This is a genomic window from Streptosporangiales bacterium (genome assembly GCA_009379825.1).
In the GTDB taxonomy this organism is placed as follows: Bacteria; Actinomycetota; Actinomycetes; order Streptosporangiales; family WHST01; genus WHST01.
This window is the reverse complement of record WHTA01000104.1, coordinates 1-14,720: the sequence shown is the minus strand read 5'-3', so window position 1 is coordinate 14,720 and position 14,720 is coordinate 1. Positions and strand designations below refer to the sequence as shown.

Sequence of the window (14,720 nt, the reverse complement as noted above, 5' to 3'; positions counted from 1 at the left end):
GTCCACCGCGCCGACGGCGAGCAGCCCGGCCGCGAGCCCGGCCACCGTCGCCTCCCTGATGACGGGGAAGGCGTTGTTGGTGCCCGTCGACAGCGCGAGCAACGGGGTCTCGCCGCAGGCGGCCGCGGCCACCCGCGCGGTACCGTCACCGCCGAGGCAGATCACCACCTTCGCGCCCGCCGTGACCATCCTGCGTACGGCGTTCGTGGTGTCGTCGGCCGCCTGCGTGATCGGGTCCTCGTCGAGGAACTGCACGTCCGGCCACTGCGCGCCGCGCGGCGGCCCACGGTGCACGGCACGCAGCACGGCGGCGGAGATGCCGCCGAGGTCCGTGCTCAGCAGCACCTGGTCGACGCCGACGGTGCCGGACGCGCTGAGCATCCGCTGCACCATGGCCGCCTTCTCGGCGGTCGGGAAGACCGACGCCTGTGCGACCAGGCGTCTGATGTCGCGCCCGGACAGCGGGTTGGCGACGATCCCGACCACGGCGTCGGCCACGGCACCTCCTCGTCGACGGCCCGTTGACCGTCTCAGCCTGCGCGCGACCCGGCATATCGCGGGAGGGTTGCGTGGGGTTGCAATGCTACGGCGCGAACTCGCCGAGGTCGAAGAGCTCGTACAGCCGTTGCTCGACGTCGTCCCTGTCGGTCAGCAGCCGCCGGGTGCGCGGGCGGCCGCCGGTGGGCGGGTGCCGCAACACCGTCTCCTGCATGCCGGCGAGCCGGTGCAGCAGGTCGCGGACGGACAGGTCGAGGCCGGCGAGCTGTGCCCGCCGCCGCATCACGTGCACAACGGTGGTCGCAAGCACGCCCACCAGCGCGTGCACGGCCACCCGCTCGTCGCGCCACTGCCAGCTCGGCGATGGGTTGGCAACCAGCGGCCCACCGAGCTGGGTGAGCGTGGTCTCCAGGTGGTACCTCGCCCGGTACGCGGTGATCACGTCGGCGACCGACCAGTCGTCGTGGTCGGTGACGAGCAGCTGGTTGCCGAACTGCTCCCGGTGCAGCCGGGCGCGGGCGGCCTCGTCCACCCACCAGCGCAGCCGCAGGTCCGCGCCGCTGCCGGTGAGGTTCGTCCGGAGCACCCGGTCGCCCCACCTGAAGTACGTGATGCGCGCGACCTCGGCGGCCACGTCGTCGCGCGACCGGCCGTGGGTGCCCTGGGCGAGCGCGGCGGCGAGCTCGTCCAGCCGCCTGCTGGCGTGGCCGAGGCTGCGCGCCAGCGCACGCTCCTGCGCCTCGTGCAGGCTCTTCGAGTGCACCACCACGACGCGGCGCGAGGTGCCGAAGACGTCGGCGCGCCCGTCCACCGCGGTGACCCCGGGAAGCCCGTCCAGGCTGGTCGCCGGGCGCCGGCCGAGCGCGGGCCGTTCGCCGGGCGGCAGCGGTTCGACGAAGTGCAGCCCGAGCCTCGTGCCCAGGTCGGCCTGCGCGTGCTGGCCCCCGCCGATGACGACCGTGACGGCCCGGTGCCCGGCCAGCGCCTCGTACCTGTCGGTGAGCCGGCCCACCAGCGTGCTGAACGACGCCGCGTCCGGCTGCTGGTGCTGGTAGAGCTGGGAGACGAGCGGGATCGCCCCGTCGAGCGTTACGAGCAGCGCCAGCCCGGTCAGCCGTGCGCCTGCCGGCTCGGGGTCGACGAACGTCGCGAAGTCGGGCAGGTCGAGCGCGAGCACCGGGGCGTCCTCGTCGTCGACCAGGTCGAGGACCCGGGCGAACAACGCGGCCTGGATGCGTTCTGCGGCAGGCCCGCTGACCCGCTCGAGCGCGCGCCACAGCCGGTGCCGCGCCAGGGCCGCGGCGGGCGGTCGTGGCCGCACGAACCGCGCGGCGGCCGTGGTCGGCCACCAATCGGCGAGGTCGAGCGGCGCACCCCTCGCACTGATCCGGTGGAGCACCGCGAGCGCCAGGTACGTGCCGACCGACACCTCGCGCCTGCCCCGGCCGACGACCTGGTCCACGACGTCCACCACGCCGAGGTCGCCGAGCACCCGCCAGGCGGCGGCCACGTCGCCGAACGGCAGGTGCCGCGAGGACGCCGGCGCCGTGCCGCCACTTTCCACCGCCGCCTCGATGTCGGCCGCAGTACCGAGGTACCTCTGCCGGACGATCCGTGGCCGCCCGCCCACCCGGGCGGACTCGGCGAGGTAGTAGTACGTACGCCCGTTCTGCTGCTTGCCGATGACGGAAGCCATGTTTAGGTAATACAACTGCCATCCCGGTCGCCGCAACCCCCGTGGCGGCGCTGACCTGCGCCGACCGCCCGCATCCCATGCTCCACGGGCCCAACTGAGCGGCTGGTGGCCGTGCGTCCCTGGTGGGTGCCGGGATGCTCGCCCTAGTGTTTCGCCACGTGACCGAACCGCACGAACAGCCCACCGCCTCCGCCATGCGCCGCGCGCTCGCCCGCGCACGCGACGGCAAGACCCTCGACCTGGACGAGGTCACCGTGTTGCTGCACGCGCGCGGCGACGACCTCGACCGGCTCAGCGAGTACGCCGGGCGCACCCGCGACGCAGGGCTCGCCGCGGCCGGCAGGCCGGGCGTCATCACGTACAGCCGCAACGTGTTCATCCCGCTCACCCGGTTGTGCCGGGACCGTTGCGGCTACTGCACGTTCGCCACAGCGCCGGGCCGGTTGCCCGCACCGTACCTGCGTCCTGACGAGGTGCTCGACATCGCAGGCAAGGGCGCGCAGGCTGGATGCAAGGAGGCACTGTTCACCCTCGGCGACCGGCCGGAGGACCGGTGGCAGGCCGCGCGCGACTGGCTCGACGAAGCCGGCTACGACGACACGCTCTCGTATGTCCGCGCGATGGCGGTCCGCGTGCTCGAGGAGACCGGGCTGCTGCCGCACCTGAATCCCGGCGTGCTCTCGTGGCAGGACTTCGGCCGGCTGAAGCCGGTCGCCGCGTCGATGGGCATGATGCTGGAGACGACCGCGAAGCGGCTGTACACCGAGCGGGGCATGCCGCACTACGGCTCGCCGGACAAGGACCCAGACGTACGGCTGCGCGTGCTCGAGGACGCCGGCCGCTCTGCAGTGCCGTTCACCACCGGGCTGCTCGTCGGTATCGGCGAGAACCGCAGGGAACGCGCGGAGTCGCTGCTCGAGCTGCGCCGCGTCGCCCGGACGTACGGCGGCATCCAGGAAGTCATCATGCAGAACTTCCGCGCGAAGCCGGACACCAAGATGCGCGACGTGCCGGACGCCGAGCTGGCCGAGCTCGCCGCGACCATAGCCGTTGCGCGGCTGGTGCTCGGCCCCCGGATGCGCGTACAGGCCCCGCCCAACCTGATCGACGAGCAGTACGACCTGATGCTGCGTGCCGGGATCGACGACTGGGGCGGCGTCTCACCGCTCACCCCCGACCACGTCAGCCCCGAGCTCGCCTGGCCGCACATCGACGAGCTCGCCGCACGCACCGCGGCGGCCGGCTACCAGCTGCACGAGCGGCTCACCGTCTACCCGGAGTACGTCCGCGCCGGCGAGCCGTGGCTCGACCCGCGGATCGTGCCGCACGTGCACGCTCTCGCTGACCTCGACACCGGGCTGGCGCGGCCGGACGCGGCCGTCGTCGGCCGGCCGTGGCAGGAACCGGACGGCGGCTGGCCGGCGGACGCCGGTTCCGGCCGTACCGACCTGCACGTCGCCGTGGACACCACCGGTCGCAGCGCCGACCGGCGCACGGACTTCGACTCGGTGTACGGCGACTGGGCCGAGCTCGCCGCCCAGGTGCCCGCGGTCGCGCAGCGGCAGCACACCGACCACTTCCGGCCGGAGCTGCGAGCGGCACTGCGCCGCGCGGAGCAGGACCCCGCGGGCCTCTCCGACGCGGACGCCCTGCTCCTGCTCGACGCGGACGGCGCCGAGCTGGACGCGCTCACCGAGCTCGCCGACGAGCTGCGCCGCGACGTCTGCGGCGACGACGTGACGTTCGTCGTCACCCGCAACATCAACTTCACGAACGTCTGCTACACCGGCTGCCGGTTCTGCGCGTTCGCGCAGCGGCGTACCGACGCGGACGCGTACACCCTCTCGCTCGCACAGGTCGGTGACCGGGTGCACGAGGCGTGGCAGGCCGGCGCCACCGAGGTGTGCATGCAGGGCGGCATCCACCCCGACCTGCCTGGCACCGCGTACTTCGACCTCGCCGCCGAGGTGAAGCGCAGGCAGCCGGGGATCCACCTGCACGCGTTCAGCCCGATGGAGGTCATGAACGGGGTGTCGCGCACCAACCTGCCGGTGCGGGAGTGGCTGGAGCGGGCGCGCGACGCCGGCGTCGACTCACTGCCAGGCACCGCGGCTGAGATCCTCGACGACGACGTCCGCTGGGTGCTCACCAAGGGCAAGCTGCCTGCGGCCAGCTGGGTCGAGGTCGTCACCACGGCGCACGAGCTCGGCATCGCCACGACGTCCACGATGATGTACGGGCACGTGGACACGCCGGCGCACTGGGTGGCACACCTGAAGCTACTCGCGCGCCTGCAGCGCGGGTGCATGGAGCGCAACGGCCGCCGCGGGTTCACCGAGTTCGTGCTGCTGCCGTTCGTACACACCAGCGCGCCGATCTACCTCGCCGGTCTCGCGCGGCCCGGCCCGACCGCGCGCGAGAACCGCGCAGTGCACGCCGTCGCACGGCTGCTGCTGCACGGGTTGATCGACAACATCCAGTGCTCCTGGGTGAAGCTCGGCCCCGACCTCTGCCGCGACGTACTGACCGGCGGCGTGAACGACCTCGGCGGCACCCTGATGGAGGAGACGATCAGCCGGATGGCCGGCTCAGCGAACGGCTCCTACAAGACGATCAGCGATCTGCGCGGGCTGGTCGCACCGACCGGGCGCACGCTGCGGCAGCGCACCACGGAGTACGGCACACCTGCCGCCGACCGGATGGCAGCCGCGGAAGCCAGCGACGGCGTGTGCGCCGCGGTCCGCAACCCGCTGCCGATCGTCGGCTGACGCGGCAGGGTCAGACGTTGAAGCCGAGGGCGCGCAGCTGCTCGCGGCCGTCGTCGGTGATCTTCTCCGGGCCCCACGGCGGCATCCAGACCCAGTTGATGCGGAAGTCGTCGACGAGGCCGGACAGCGACTGCGCTGTCTGGTCCTCGATCACGTCGGTCAGCGGACACGCCGCGCTGGTGAGCGTCATGTCGATGGTCGCCGCGTTGGACTCGTCGACGGTCACGCCGTAGACAAGGCCGAGGTCGACCACGTTGATGCCGAGCTCCGGGTCGACGACGTCGCGCATCGCCTCTTCCACGTCTTCCACCGTGGCCACGGAGGCACCCACGGGCGCGCCGGTGGGGGTCGAGTGCTCGCGTACTGGCTGTTCCGTCATGAGGTGACCTCCTCGTGGTCCATGCTACGTGCCGTCGCGTCCTTCCATGCCATCCAGCCGAGCAGCGCGCACTTCACCCTGGCCGGGTAGCGCGAGACGCCGGCGAAGGCGACCGCGTCGGCGAGCACGTCCTCGTCCGGCTCGCCCTCTCCCCTGCTCTGCATCAGCGCGAGGAACTCGTCGTGCACCTTGCTGGCCTCGGCGACGGTGCTGCCGATCACCAGGTCGGTCATCACCGACGCGCTCGCCTGGCTGATCGAGCAGCCCAGCGAGTCGTACGACACGTCGGCGACGGTGTCGCCGACCAGCCGCACGCGCAGCGTGACCTCGTCGCCGCAGGTCGGGTTCACGTGGTGGACCTCGGCGTCGTACGGCTCCCGCAGCCCCTTGTGGTGGGGGCTCCGGTAGTGGTCCAGGATGATCTCCTGGTACAGCGAGTCGAGATGCATCAGCCGAAGTACCTCTTCACCGCGGCCAGTCCTGTGACGAGCGCGTCCACCTCGGCGCGCGTGTTGTACAAGTAGAGCGACGCACGGGTGCTCGCGGTTATTCCGAACCTGCGGTGCAGCGGCCGCGCGCAGTGGTGACCCGCCCGTACGGCGACGCCCTCCGCGTCGAGCACCTGGCTGACGTCGTGCGGGTGCACGTCGCCGAACACGAACGACAGCACCGGACCACGGTCGACCGGCTGCTGCGGGCCGAGCAGCCGCAGCCCGTCGACCGCGGCGAGCTGGTCGAGCGCGTACGTCGTCAGGTCCTGGTCGTGCGCGTGCACGGCGTCGCGGCCGAGCTCGGAGAGGTAGTCGACCGCCGCGCCGAGCCCGACCGCCTCCGCGATCGGCATGGTGCCGGCCTCGAACTTGTGCGGCGGCGGCGCGAACGTGGACCGGTCCATGGCCACCGTCTCGATCATCTCGCCGCCCCCCAGGAACGGCGGCATCGCATCGAGCAGCTCCCGCCGGGCCCACAGCACGCCGATCCCGGTGGGACCGCACGCCTTGTGCGCGGTGAAGCCGAGGAAGTCGACGCCGAGCTCGCGGACGTCGACCGGCCAGTGCGGCACCGACTGCGCGGCGTCGACCAGCACCAGCGCGCCCACCTCGTGGGCCCGCCGAGTCAGCTCCTTGATCGGGTTGATGGTGCCGAGCATGTTCGACTGGTGCGCCACCGCGAGCAGCTTGGTGCGCTCGGTCAGCACGTCGTCGATCTGCGAGAGGTCCAGCCGCCCGTCGTCGGTCACCCCGAACCAGCGCAGCGTCGCGCCGGTGCGCTCGCACAGCAGCTGCCACGGCACGATGTTCGAGTGGTGCTCCATCTCGGTGATGACGATCTCGTCGCCGGGCCCGAGCCGGAAGCGCGGGTCGCTGCCCGCCGTCGCCGACGCGTTGCCCATCGAGTACGCCACCAGGTTGATGGCCTCGGAGATGTTCTTCGTGAAGACGATCTCCGTCTCGTCCGCCGAGCCGACGAACCGCGCAACCTTCAGCCTGGCACCCTCGTACGCCTCGGTGGCCTCCTCGCCGAGCGCGTGCGTCGCCCGGTGGATGTTGGCGTTGTGCCTGCCGAGGAACTCCTCCATCGCGTCGAGCACCGTGCGCGGCTTCTGCGACGTGTTCGCGCTGTCGAGGTACACCAGCCGCCGGCCGTCGTGCACGGTGCGGTCGAGGATCGGGAAGTCCTTGCGCACCACGTCGACGTCGTACCGCTGGTGGGGTCGGTCACCTGTTGTCACGACGCGACCTCCGTCTCCGAGATGGACATCGAACTATGCGCCGCCGACCGCGGTCGTCTCCGGCGTGGCCGTGCCACCGCCGATGTACTTCTCGTAGCCCTCGGCCTCGAGCTGGTCGGCCAGCTCGGAACCGCCCTCTTCGACGATCTTCCCGCCGACGAACACGTGCACGTAGGTCGGCTTGATGTACCTGAGGATGCGGGTGTAGTGGGTGATCAGCATGACGCCCTTGTCGCCGTTGGCCGTGTAGCGGTTCACGCCTTCCGACACGACCTTCAGGGCGTCGATGTCGAGACCGGAGTCGGTCTCGTCGAGCACGGCCAGCTTCGGCTGCATCAGCTCCAGCTGGACGATCTCGTGCCGCTTCTTCTCGCCGCCAGAGAAGCCCTCGTTCACGTTCCGCTCGGCGAACGCCGGGTCGAACTTCAGCTGCTCCATGGCGCCGCGCATCTCCTTCACCCAGGTGCGCAGCTTCGGCGCCTCGCCGCGCAGTGCCGTCGCGGACGAACGGAGGAAGTTCGACACCGAGACGCCCGGCACCTCCACCGGGTACTGCATGGCGAGGAAGAGCCCGGCCCTGGCCCGCTCGTCGACGGACATGGCGAGCACGTCCTCACCGTCGAGCAGCACCTCACCCGAGGTCACCGTGTACTTGGGGTGGCCGGCGATCGAGTACGCCAGCGTCGACTTGCCCGACCCGTTGGGGCCCATGATCGCGTGCGTCTCGCCCGCCCGCACGGTGAGGTTGACGCCCTTGAGGATCTCTTCGTCCTCGACGCTGACGTGCAGGTCGCGGATCTCGAGAGTTGCCATGTGTCTAGCGGCTCCTGTTTCAGTTCTTCTTGTCGTCTACTGCGACGAGCACGTCGTCGCCCTGGATGCTCAGTACCGGGTAGATGGGCACGCGCGCTCAGCCCTTCTTGTCGTCTACTGCGACGAGCACGTCGTCGCCGTCGATCTTCACGGGGTAGATTGCGACCGGCTCGGTCGCGGGCAGGCTGGTCGGCTGCCCGGTGAGCAGGTCGAAGCACGAGCCGTGCAGCCAGCACTCGATCGTGGTGCCCTCGATGTCGCCCTCGGACAACGGCACCTCTTCGTGCGTGCACACGTCGTGGCAGGCGTAGATCTCGCCCTCGGTGCGCACCAGAGCGACGGGCACTCCGTCGACCTCGACGCGTACGGCCTCGCCTTCCGGTATCTCGGAGGCCGGACACACCTTCTTGTACTCAGTCATGCTTACGACCCCACCGCCTGCAGCTCCTCCTCGACGCGCTCGAGCAACCGCTCCCGCACCTCGGGGATCTGGATCTGCTTGATGATTTCGGCGAAGAAGCCGCGCACCACGAGCCGGCGGGCGTCGATCTCCTGGATGCCGCGGCTCATCAGGTAGAACAGCTGCTCCTCGTCGAACCGTCCGGTAGCGCTCGCGTGCCCGGCACCGACGATCTCGCCGGTGAGGATCTCCAGGTTCGGCACCGAGTCGGCGCGCGCGCCGTCGGTGAGCACCAGGTTGCGGTTCAGCTCGTACGTGTCGGTGCCGGTCGCCTCCGGCCTGATCAGCACGTCGCCGATCCATATGGTGTGCGCGTCCTTGCCCTGCAGCGCGCCCTTGTATGCCACCCGGCTGCGGCAGTCCGGGATCGCGTGGTCCACGAACAGCCGGTGCTCCAGGTGCTGCGGCGCGTCCGCGAAGTACAGGCCGTACATCTCGCAGTCGCCGCCCGGCTGGGTGTAGCGCACCTGCGGGTAGAGCCGCACCAGGTCGCCGCCGAAGGTGACGACCACCGACTTGATCCGCGCGTCCCGACCGAGGCTGACGTAGTGGTGCGCGAGGTGTACGGCGTCGTCCGCCCAGTCCTGTAGTGCGACGAAGGTGACCTGCGCACCGTCGCCGACGTTCACCTCGACGTTCGCCGCGTACGTCGCGCTGCCGGTGTGGTCGAGCACCACGGTGGCCTCGGCGAGCGGCTCCACGTCGACCACCAGGTGGCCGTAGCTGGTGCCGCCGGTGCCTCGTACGGACACGAACGCGGGCCGCTCCGGCTGGGTGTCGCGCGGCACGGTGAGCACGGTCGCCTTCTCGAACGACGACCACGCCTGCGCGGCGATCCGGTCGGTCGGCGTACCGGCACGGCCGATGCGCGCGTCGTCGCGGCCCACGGTCTCCACCAGGACCTGGTCGGGGACGTCGGTCTCGACGGTGACCCCGCCGGTCGCCTTCGCCGTACCGTCGTGCAGGCCCTGTAGCCGCTTCAGCGGCGTGAACCGCCACTCCTCGTCGCGCGCCGTCGGCACGCCGAAGTCCGCGACGTCGTACGAGGCGGCGGCGTGCAGCTTGGACTGCGCTGCATCCGCTTCGACTCCTCCTCCGTGTGAATGCGGCGCAATTTCCACAGCGCTCAACCCACGGCCCCTTCCATCTGCAGCTCGATCAGGCGGTTGAGCTCGAGCGCGTACTCCATCGGCAGCTCCCGAGCGATCGGCTCGACGAAGCCGCGGACGATCATCGCCATCGCCTCGTCTTCGTTCAACCCACGACTCATCAGGTAGAACAGCTGGTCCTCGCTGACCTTCGAGACCGTCGCCTCGTGCCCCATCTGCACGTCGTCCTCGCGGATGTCGACGTACGGGTAGGTGTCGGAACGGCTGATGGTGTCGACGAGCAGTGCGTCGCACTTCACCGTGGATGCGGCGTGGTTGGCGCCGTCGAGCACCTGCACGAGCCCCCGGTACGACGCGCGGCCGCCACCGCGTGCCACCGACTTCGACACGATCGTCGACGAGGTGTGCGGCGCGGCGTGCACCATCTTGGCGCCGGCGTCCTGGTGCTGGTCCTCACCGGCGAACGCGACGGACAGCGTCTCGCCCTTGGCGTGCGGGCCCATCAGCCAGATCGCCGGGTACTTCATGGTGACCTTGGAACCGATGTTGCCGTCGATCCACTCCATGGTCGCGCCCTCGTGCGCCACGGCGCGCTTGGTGACCAGGTTGTAGACGTTGTTCGACCAGTTCTGGATGGTCGTGTAGCGGCAGCGTGCGCCCTTCTTCACGACGATCTCGACGACCGCGGAGTGCAGCGAGTCTGTGGAGTAGATCGGCGCGGTGCAGCCCTCGACGTAGTGCACGTAGGCGTCCTCGTCGACGATGATCAGCGTGCGCTCGAACTGGCCCATGTTCTCGGTGTTGATCCGGAAGTAGGCCTGCAGCGGGATGTCCACGTGCACGCCCTTCGGCACGTAGATGAACGAGCCGCCGGACCACACCGCGGTGTTCAGCGCGGAGAACTTGTTGTCGCCGGGCGGGATCACCGAGCCGAAGTACTCCTTGAACAGCTCAGGGTGCTCGCGCAGACCGGTGTCGGTGTCGAGGAAGATGACGCCCTGCTCCTCGAGGTCCTCACGGATCTTGTGGTAGACGACCTCGGACTCGTACTGGGCCGCGACACCCGAGATGAGGCGCTGCTTCTCCGCCTCGGGGATGCCGAGCTTGTCGTACGTCGACTTGATGTCGGCCGGCAGCTCGTCCCACGAGGTCGCCTGCTTCTCGGTGGACCGCACGAAGTACTTGATGTTGTCGAAGTCGATGTTGCCGAGCTCGGCGCCCCAAGTCGGCAGCGGCTTCGCACCGAACAGCTTGTGACCCTTGAGTCGAGTCTTGAGCATCCATTCCGGTTCGTTCTTCCGCGCCGAGATCTCGCGCACGCCCTCCTCGGTCAGGCCGCGCTGTGCCTTGGCGCCTGCCTCGTCGGAGTCGTGCCAGCCCCATTGGTACTTGCCGAGGCCTTCGAGCTCCGGATGCGCAGTTGTCGTCATGCCGGCGTCCTCCCGGACGATGTCGTCGTCTTCTTCTCTGTTACTCCGTACCGCGCGGGCCTGGCGGTCGCCATGGCCTGTCCCGGCACGTGGGTGGTGCACACGCCATCGCCCTTGGCGATGGTCGCGAGTCGTTGTACGTGGATGCCGAGCAGCCGCGCGAATGCCTCGGTCTCGGCCTCGCACAGTTCTGGGAACTCCGCGGCCACGTGCGCGACAGGGCAGTTGTGCTGGCACAGCTGCTCGCCGCCGGCGGCCAACGCGGTCGGCGCTACCGAAGCAGCGTAGCCGTCCGCGCTCAGCGCTGCGGCGAGCGCCTCCGCCCGACGATCCTTCGACAACCCGGCCAGTCGCTTGCTGTACCTGCGCTCCAGCTCGGCGACCCGCTGCCTGGCGAACTCCGCCACGCCGTCCGGGCCGGCGACCTGCTCCAGGTACCGCAGCGCGCTGCCGGCGAGGTCGTCGTAGCTCTGGTAGAAGGCGTCCCTGCCGGTGTCGGTGACCACGAAGGTCCGCGCCGGCCGCCCGCGGCCGCGCTGCCCACGGTGCGGCGCCTCCCGCTCGGCCAGGTACCCGTCTTCCATCAACGCGTCCAGGTGCCGGCGGACTGCCGCAGGGGTGAGCTCCAGGCGTTCTGCCAGGTCAGCCGCGGTTACCGGTCCGACTTCGAGCACCAGTCGGAGGACACGCTCGCGCGTGCCGCGGGCGGTCGCGCCCGCCGCCTCAGGTGCGGCTCCAACGTTTTTCACAACACAAGTCTGTCGTAAATCAGCAGGCCTGACAAATCCGCCCCTACGTGACGGTCGTCATGTCCGTACGGGGCGGCGTCGGCGCCGTACGCACAGTTCCTAGACTCATGCCGTGGCGGACGGTGGCGAACCGGCGGTCGAGGTGGACCACCTCACCAAACGGTACGGCGATCTGGTCGCCGTCGACGACCTCTCGCTGCGTGCCGGCCAGGGGCAGGTCACGGCGGTGCTCGGCCCGAACGGGGCCGGCAAGACCACCACCGTGGAGACATGCGAAGGGTTCAGGCGGCCGGACGCCGGCTCGGTGCGCGTGCTCGGCCTCGACCCGGTCGCCGACGGGCCGCAGCTGCGGGCCAGGGTCGGCGTGATGCTGCAAGCCGGCGGCGTCTACCCGGCCGCGCGGCCGGGTGAGCTGCTGCGCACCCTCGCGAGCTGCTACGCGCACCCGCTGCCGGTCGACGCCCTGCTGGACGCGCTCGGGCTGGCCCGGGTCGCGCGCACGCCGTACCGGCGGCTGTCCGGCGGCGAGCAGCGTCGGTTGGCGCTGGCGATGGCACTCGTCGGGCGGCCCGAGGTGGTGTTCCTCGACGAGCCGACCGCCGGCCTCGACCCCCAGGCCAGGCACGCCACCTGGGACGTGATCGCGAACCTCCGCAAGCATGGCGCCGGCGTGCTGCTCACCACGCACTACCTGGACGAGGCCGAGCGGCTGGCCGACCACGTGGTCATCATCGACCACGGCACGGTGCTCGCCGCCGCCACGCCGGCGGAGCTCACCGGCGCCGGCCGCGGGCACACCCTGACGTTCCGCGCCGTCGCCGGGCTGGACGTCGACGATCTCGCCGCGACGCTGCCCGAGGGCACCACCGCGCACGAGGACGCCCCTGGCCACTACCGGGTGCAGCGCGCTTCGGCGGCCGTCGACCCGCAGATACTGGCCGCCGTGACCGCCTGGTGCGCGCAGCGCGGGGTGCTGGCCGAGGACGTCAACGTCGGCCGCCGCACGCTCGAGGACGTCTTCCTCGAGCTGACCGGGAAGGACCTGCGCACGTGAGCGCCGGCTTGGACCTCACCCCGGCGCCCGGCGCGGCGTCCGTGCCCCGCCGGGTGCTCGCGTACGCCGCGCAGGAGCTGCGCCAACAGCTGCGCAACGGCGAGCAGCTGCTGCTCACCGCGGTCATCCCGGTGGGGGCGCTGATCCTGTTCACCCAGCTGCCGATCGTCGCGTTCGAGGGCCGTCCGGTCGACCAGGTGACGCCCGGCGTGCTGGCGCTCGCGGTGATCTCCACGGCGTTCACCGGGCAGGCGATCGCCACCGGCTTCGAGCGGAGGTACGGCGCGCTGAAGCGGCTGGGCGCCACCCCGCTGGGGCGGCCGGGACTGCTGGCCGGCAAGACGATCGCCGTGCTCGCCGTCGAGCTGCTGCAGCTCGCCCTGCTCGGCGCGGTGGCACTGGTGCTCGGCTGGCGCCCGGTCGGCAACGTCGGCTCCGTGGTGTTGCTGCTGGTGCTCGGCACGGCGGCGTTCAGCGGGCTCGGCCTGCTGCTCGCCGGCGCGTTGCGTGCGGAGGCGACGCTGGCCGCCGCCAACCTCATCTACGTCGCGCTGCTCGTGCTGAGCGGGCTGCTGCTGCCGCTGCAGGTGTTCCCCGCACCGCTGGCGACGGCACTGCAGGCGCTGCCGTCGACCGCGCTCGCGGCCGGCCTGCGCGACGTGCTCGCCGCGGGTGCAGGGCTGCCGGTGCTCGAGCTGCTCGTGCTGGCCGGCTGGGCGGTGGTCGCGCTCGCCGCCGCCGTACGCACCTTCCGGTGGGAGTGACACCGGCGCTGCCTACGATGAGCGGGTGACGACCTCCCCCGCCCCCACCCGGTTGCGCAGCCTGGCCGCCTGGGAGCCGTCGCCGACCGTCATGCGGCGCAGCGCGCTCGCCGCCGTGATCGCGAACACCGGCATCGCGTTCACCGGCGCCGTCGTGCGGGTGACGAGCTCCGGCCTCGGCTGCCCCGACTGGCCCCGCTGTACCGGCGACAGCCTGGTGCCTGTGCACAGCCCGGACCACCCGGTGCTGAACATGGCGATCGAGTTCGGCAACCGGATGCTCGGCATCGCGGTGTTCGCGACCGTGGCGTTCTGCCTGCTCGTCGCCGTCCGGATGCGACCGCGCCGCCGCAACCTGGTCAGCCTCGCCGTGCTGCTGCCGTTCGGCGTGCTGCTGCAGGGCATCATCGGCGGGCTCACCGTCTGGTACGCGCTGACGCCCGGCTGGGTGACGGTGCACTTCCTCGGCACCATCGTGATGCTGGTGCTGAGCGTCTGGCTGCACATGCGCGCGAGCGAGGGCGACGGCCCGCCGCAGCCCACCATGCGCCGCGAGCTGCGGTGGCTGGTGGGCGCGTTCACCGCGGTCACCGTGCTCGTCCTCGTTGCGGGCACCGTCGTCACCGGCAGCGGCCCGCACGCCGGCGACGCCGAGTCGGTGCGCTACCCGCTCCCGGTGGACGAGGTCGCGAAGCTCCACTCCGGGCTGGTGTGGGTGTCCGTCGGCCTGCTGGTGGCGCTGCTCGTCGGGCTGAAGCTGACCGGCGCGCAGCGGCTGCCGATGGTGCGCGCCTGGCAGGTCGCCGCCGTGATCGCCGCGCAGGCCGGCATCGGCGTGGTGCAGTACTTCACCGGCGTCCCGGCCGCGCTGGTCAGCCTGCACGTACTCGGCGCCTGCCTGCTCTGGGTCGTAGCGCTGCGACTCGCCTTCGCGACGAGAACCCGCGAGTAGCGCACGGGCCCGGTGTGCGCCGGGTTACGCCGGCGGAGGCATCGGTGGGCGCGGGCCGGCATCGCCGGGCGCGGCGGGTGGTGCGCTCGGTGGTGGCACCGGCATGCCACGCGGCGGCTGGGGCGGCTGCGGACGCATCCCGCCAGGAGCGCCCGGCGTCGGTGTGCGCGCCCGGCCTACGCCGGCGGCGAGGATCGGTGGGCGCGGGCCGGCGCCACCCGGCGGTGACCCGCTCAGCGGCCACAACCCGCGAGTAGCGCCCGGGCCTGGTGTGCGCCCGGCCTACGCCGGCGGAGGCATCGGTGGGCGCGGGCCG

14 protein-coding genes are annotated in these 14,720 nt (G+C 71.3%); 4 read left to right on the top strand and 10 right to left on the bottom strand.

From position 1 onward, the window contains the following. Together GEV07_28320 and GEV07_28315 are read right to left on the bottom strand one after the other, a co-directional pair. Positions 1-498, bottom strand: a 498-nt coding sequence (locus tag GEV07_28320; GenBank protein MQA06457.1) for an ATP-NAD kinase, incomplete at its 3' end; no start/stop codon positions are given. A gap of 85 nt (positions 499-583) precedes the next feature. Then, on the bottom strand, positions 584-2,194 hold the full coding sequence (locus GEV07_28315; GenBank protein ID MQA06456.1) for a transposase: 1,611 nt from the start codon (positions 2,192-2,194) through the stop codon (positions 584-586). A gap of 134 nt (positions 2,195-2,328) precedes the next feature. Between GEV07_28315 and GEV07_28310 the strand changes: the two genes are divergently transcribed. After that, complete coding sequence (locus tag GEV07_28310; protein ID MQA06455.1) at positions 2,329-4,962, top strand: 7,8-didemethyl-8-hydroxy-5-deazariboflavin synthase; 2,634 nt, start codon at positions 2,329-2,331, stop codon at positions 4,960-4,962. 10 nt (positions 4,963-4,972) lie between these two features. Here GEV07_28310 and GEV07_28305 read toward each other — a convergent pair whose 3' ends face one another. The 8 genes from GEV07_28305 to GEV07_28270 form a co-directional block, all read right to left on the bottom strand. After that, positions 4,973-5,341: a DUF59 domain-containing protein gene (locus GEV07_28305; GenBank protein ID MQA06454.1), complete on the bottom strand. Its 369-nt coding sequence runs from the start codon at positions 5,339-5,341 to the stop codon at positions 4,973-4,975. After that, positions 5,338-5,790, bottom strand: coding sequence for an SUF system NifU family Fe-S cluster assembly protein (locus GEV07_28300; protein MQA06453.1), 453 nt, complete (start codon positions 5,788-5,790; stop codon positions 5,338-5,340). Before GEV07_28300 ends, GEV07_28305 begins: the two co-directional genes overlap by 4 nt. Continuing rightward, positions 5,790-7,073: a SufS family cysteine desulfurase gene (gene sufS / locus GEV07_28295; GenBank protein MQA06452.1), complete on the bottom strand. Its 1,284-nt coding sequence runs from the start codon at positions 7,071-7,073 to the stop codon at positions 5,790-5,792. The genes GEV07_28300 and sufS overlap by 1 nt, the downstream gene beginning before the upstream one ends. A gap of 33 nt (positions 7,074-7,106) precedes the next feature. Then, positions 7,107-7,886, bottom strand: coding sequence for a Fe-S cluster assembly ATPase SufC (gene sufC / locus GEV07_28290; protein ID MQA06451.1), 780 nt, complete (start codon positions 7,884-7,886; stop codon positions 7,107-7,109). Positions 7,887-7,983: 97 nt separating this feature from the next. Continuing rightward, positions 7,984-8,307, bottom strand: a complete 324-nt coding sequence (locus tag GEV07_28285) for a Rieske 2Fe-2S domain-containing protein (GenBank protein MQA06450.1) — start codon at positions 8,305-8,307, stop codon at positions 7,984-7,986. A 2-nt stretch (positions 8,308-8,309) separates the two neighbouring features. Then, positions 8,310-9,476, bottom strand: coding sequence for a Fe-S cluster assembly protein SufD (sufD, locus tag GEV07_28280; protein ID MQA06449.1), 1,167 nt, complete (start codon positions 9,474-9,476; stop codon positions 8,310-8,312). Beyond that, positions 9,473-10,885, bottom strand: a complete 1,413-nt coding sequence (gene sufB / locus GEV07_28275; GenBank protein MQA06448.1) for a Fe-S cluster assembly protein SufB — start codon at positions 10,883-10,885, stop codon at positions 9,473-9,475. Before sufB ends, sufD begins: the two co-directional genes overlap by 4 nt. Further along, positions 10,882-11,634, bottom strand: a complete 753-nt coding sequence (locus GEV07_28270) for an ArsR family transcriptional regulator (protein ID MQA06447.1) — start codon at positions 11,632-11,634, stop codon at positions 10,882-10,884. Before GEV07_28270 ends, sufB begins: the two co-directional genes overlap by 4 nt. A 112-nt stretch (positions 11,635-11,746) precedes the next feature. Between GEV07_28270 and GEV07_28265 the strand changes: the two genes are divergently transcribed. From GEV07_28265 to GEV07_28255, 3 genes are read left to right on the top strand one after another with little or no spacing between them, the layout of a single operon-like run. Continuing rightward, entirely contained in the window at positions 11,747-12,688 is a 942-nt protein-coding gene (locus GEV07_28265) for an ATP-binding cassette domain-containing protein (GenBank protein ID MQA06446.1), read from the top strand. Continuing rightward, positions 12,685-13,452 (top strand): ABC transporter permease, encoded by a 768-nt coding sequence (locus GEV07_28260; protein ID MQA06445.1) that lies wholly within the window; start codon positions 12,685-12,687, stop codon positions 13,450-13,452. The genes GEV07_28265 and GEV07_28260 overlap by 4 nt, the downstream gene beginning before the upstream one ends. 25 nt (positions 13,453-13,477) lie before the next feature. Continuing rightward, complete coding sequence (locus tag GEV07_28255) at positions 13,478-14,404, top strand: heme A synthase (GenBank protein MQA06444.1); 927 nt, start codon at positions 13,478-13,480, stop codon at positions 14,402-14,404. Positions 14,405-14,720 lie beyond the last annotated feature (316 nt).